A 2,395-nucleotide genomic window follows, 5' to 3' on the forward strand; every position below is an offset into this window, starting at 1 on the left:
TGTATTTTGCAAGAAAAAACTACACAATGTTGCAGCCAAAACATACATAAGATTGCCAGCCGGTTAAACTCTTACAAAGTTTAGGTTTTTTTCGTTGATAATGCATGAGTTACACGGTAGCTCTGACCGGTAAAACTAATCAGATGCGCATGGTGAATAATTCGGTCCACCAGTGCAGCCGTCAGGCGGGGATCACTGAAAATACGGTTCCACTGGCTGAACTCCAGGTTTGATGTGATGATTAAACTTTTCTGTTCATACCAGTCAGTCACACATTGAAACAACAGTTCAGCACCTTCCTTACTGAAAGGGATATAGCCCATCTCATCAAGAATAATCAGATCAACCTTCGCAAAACGGTTTCGAAAACTCTGCAGTTTGTCCTCCCGCCAGGCTTTCTCAAGTCCTTCTACCAGCTCCGAAACGCGGAAGAATCGAACTTCAAAACCTGACTGACAAGCAAGGCGACCTAAAGCTGTCGCCAAGTGGGTTTTGCCCGTGCCGGGTGAACCGCTTAACACAACATTCTCGATATTTCGAATGAAGTTAAGGCTCGCCAAGTCCTCATGAGTTAAATGATCGGGCAGAAGAATCGAAGGATCCCAGTGAAAATCTTCGATATTTTTTGACGATAAAAACCGCGCCTTTTTGATGAGGCGTTCCGCTTTGGCTTCTTCCCGAAGTCGAACTTCCTCCTCAAACAACTCTTTTAAATACTGTTCTGGTGACTCGAAAGGAATCTGGTCATAAACTTCTGCTACATAAGCGAGACGCAGCGGCTTACACATTTCTCGAATTTCATCCGTCATCATGCTGCACCTCCTGTACGTGCTGAGGATGCAGTTGGTCATAAACGGACCAGTCGATATCAAAGCCAGAATGATCAGGTGCTTCCTCCTGAGCCATGAGATCATAAAACTGCTCATTGATCGCCTGAATGTCGTGCTTCACAAGCAGCTGAATCATCCAGCGAATACGCTGTTTACGGACGCTGAGATCGTGCGTTAATAAGTAGTTACGTAGTCTGCCCGGAAGGTAAGCTGTATATCTTGAATGATTAACCACCCTCGGTTTCACGAGCCAATCTTTCATGATACTAAGCCATGGGAGCGCCCTTTCATTCCGGCTATAAGGTCTCGGACCCTCATACAATATTTCACCAGCAGGTGAAACAGCCTTGAAGGTATCCCAGTACAAAACGAGATGAACAAAAGGAAAACTACTTCCTCTCGGTATTAAAATCAACGTTTGATCAAGGCGCACTTCACCGTACTTATTTGTTTTGGCTCTCGTTTCTCGAAAAACGGGATAACTCTTTTCGGGCAATGACCTAAGCACCTTACGCTCTTCTTGCCACAATGCTTCAATGGTTACGTTCTTTTCATAGTGAAGGCGTCGCCGGTCAGCTTTAAGCTGTTCATATAACCTTTGATTTAAGTCCTCTAAATTTTGAACAGCAGGGGCTGGGTTGATCATCTGATAGCGCAAATAGCCCACTTTGTTTTCCACATGCCCTTTTTCATGTCCGCTGTATGGGTTGCACACAATTACTTTAACTCCGTAATGAGCCGCAAACCGCTCAAACTCTTCAGTCAAAACCGCTTCTTCACTGTGCTTTCGCGGTTGCGCTACCGCAGGTTTTAAGTTATCAATCCAAATCTCTTGAGGCACGCCTTCCATCTGTTCAAAGATACGCTTGAGTCCGTGCAGTAAACATTCCTGGTTTTCACTTGGCAGCGGTGCAGCGAAAGCCGAATTACTGTACGGAAGCGAGAGTACAAGCAGTTTTACATCGATATTTTGTTGGTTTTCAACAACATCCATCGTGCCGAAGTCTAATTGGGCAGCACCTGGAGGGTGCTCAAGACGCTCAAGATTCGAAGACGACGCATCTTCATCTCCACTGTGGCCACCTCCTTCATGCTGAATAAAGTTACAGACAGTTCGGTAAGAACCAGGAAAGCCCATATCCTGCAGCTGTTCATGCATCTTTTTACGACTCCGGCGTGATTTTTTCGGCAGCTTTAAATCTTCCTGGATCCAGTCACGTATGATCTCGCCCCATTCGTGATCGTACATTAAACCGCGCTTTTGAAAGGTTGACTCTTCAGGCACCTGATCTTCGTCAGCGTACTTTTTCGCAGTTCGCCAGTTTGTGCGTGTCCGCTTTGCAATATCATTAATGGAACAACCTTCTCGATTTCTTAAGTCTTTGATATAATGTTGTTTAGGCATTGTCAGCACCCTTTTCAACCTCCACTTATGTTTTGTTTAGTCACTCAACACAGTAGAGGTAAAATTTGGGGCTGGCAAGTCTTTTTTTTATGTTTTTCTGCTCTGCAGCGTTATGTACTTTTTCGTTTCATAACTTTGCACTTCTATTTTGCAATATACA

2 protein-coding genes are annotated in these 2,395 nt (G+C 44.6%); both read right to left on the bottom strand.

Annotated elements, in window-relative coordinates; translation table 11 throughout:
- Positions 1 to 80: 80 nt before the first annotated feature.
- On the bottom strand, positions 81 to 809 hold the full coding sequence (gene istB / locus B0H94_RS14885; protein WP_106590049.1) for an IS21-like element helper ATPase IstB: 729 nt from the start codon (positions 807 to 809) through the stop codon (positions 81 to 83).
- On the bottom strand, positions 799 to 2,235 hold the full coding sequence (gene istA / locus B0H94_RS14890; RefSeq protein ID WP_245894085.1) for an IS21 family transposase: 1,437 nt from the start codon (positions 2,233 to 2,235) through the stop codon (positions 799 to 801). Before istA ends, istB begins: the two co-directional genes overlap by 11 nt.
- Positions 2,236 to 2,395 lie beyond the last annotated feature (160 nt).

This window comes from Salsuginibacillus halophilus (genome assembly GCF_003014715.1).
GTDB lineage: Bacteria > Bacillota > Bacilli > Bacillales > Marinococcaceae > Salsuginibacillus > Salsuginibacillus halophilus.

What these genes read in the sequence shown, in the direction of transcription:
- istB (WP_106590049.1), bottom strand. Translation starts at nt 809, where the DNA reads ATGACGGATGAAATTCGAGAAATGTGTAAGCCGCTGCGTCTCGCTTAT.
- istA (WP_245894085.1), bottom strand. Translation starts at nt 2,235, where the DNA reads ATGCCTAAACAACATTATATCAAAGACTTAAGAAATCGAGAAGGTTGT.